The organism is Vibrio sp. 10N.222.46.A1 (genome assembly GCF_041473595.1).
GTDB classification, from domain to species: domain Bacteria; phylum Pseudomonadota; class Gammaproteobacteria; order Enterobacterales; family Vibrionaceae; genus Vibrio; species Vibrio tasmaniensis_A.
In genome coordinates, this window is sequence record NZ_JBFRSN010001578.1 from 1 (window position 1) to 1,089 (window position 1,089).

Sequence of the window (1,089 nt, forward strand, 5' to 3'; positions counted from 1 at the left end):
CTGTAATTTAGACCTAGATAAAGCTTTTATAACGCAAAGTGGAATAAAGGTGATTTAGCCATAAAGTTTGTTTACACTAAGCCAAATCGTTTTGTTTCTATCACCCAATAAGTATGTTGGGTGGATTTATGTTGGCCAAAGAAAGCTTTGGCATAGAGGTAAAAAATGGAAAAGGTTCCAATGACAGTACGTGGCGCTCAGCAGCTACGTGACGAATTAGATCGCCTACTTAAGCTACGTCCTATTATTTCAGCAGCTATTGGTGAAGCTCGTGAACTCGGTGACTTGAAAGAGAATGCTGAATACCACGCCGCTCGTGAAGAGCAGGGTATCTGTGAAGCTCAAATTCGAGATATTGAATATAAGCTATCACTGGCTCAGATCATCGATGTAACGCAGATGGATAACACAGGTAAGATTATCTTTGGCACGACAGTGACTTTGATTGACGTAGATACGGATGAAGAATTCCGCTACCAAATCGTTTCTGAAGATGAAGCCGATATCAAAACGGGTCGCATTTCTGTGAAATCCCCAATTGCACGTGGCCTTATCGGTAAGATGGAAGGCGATGAAGTACTGATCTCTACCCCAGGTGGTGATAAAGACTTCGAAATCGACAAAGTAGAATACATCTAATTGAATTTTCTTTGTTTTTGATAAGTAAAAAGGTCGCTAATGCGACCTTTTTCGTTTCTCACGCTACACTAAAAGCTAAGCGCAGTGGCTTTCTTTTAATGAAGTTAGCTTATATCAAGCTCGCTTACTTGCGTGGAATCTCGATTTTACGTGCTTCTGACTGACGGAACAGTACTAGAACTTTACCGATAGTCTGTACTTTCTCAGCTTTAGATTCACGTACAATTGCATCGATAATCAGTTGCTTAGTCTCACGGTCTTCTGATGCAACTTTAATCTTGATCAGTTCGTGGTGGTCTAGAGCTAATTCGATTTCCGCTAGAACAGCTTCAGTAAGTCCATTTGCGCCCATTAGCACAACAGGTTTTAAACTGTGAGCTAGGCCCTTTAGATGCTGCTTTTGTTTGGTACTTAGGTTCATTACGCGGCCAATTTTATTTAGTATTAGGG

2 protein-coding genes are annotated in these 1,089 nt (G+C 40.9%); one reads left to right on the forward strand and one right to left on the reverse strand.

Annotation, left to right across the window (positions count from 1 at the left end; all coding sequences use genetic code 11):
* Positions 1 to 165 precede the first annotated feature (165 nt).
* Entirely contained in the window at positions 166 to 639 is a 474-nt protein-coding gene (gene greA, locus AB4496_RS28205) for a transcription elongation factor GreA (RefSeq protein ID WP_009847549.1), read from the forward strand.
* 124 nt (positions 640 to 763) lie between these two features.
* On the opposite strand, the gene yhbY is transcribed toward greA, so the two are convergent.
* Entirely contained in the window at positions 764 to 1,060 is a 297-nt protein-coding gene (gene yhbY / locus AB4496_RS28210) for a ribosome assembly RNA-binding protein YhbY (RefSeq protein ID WP_004734509.1), read from the reverse strand.
* Positions 1,061 to 1,089: the final 29 nt, after the last annotated feature.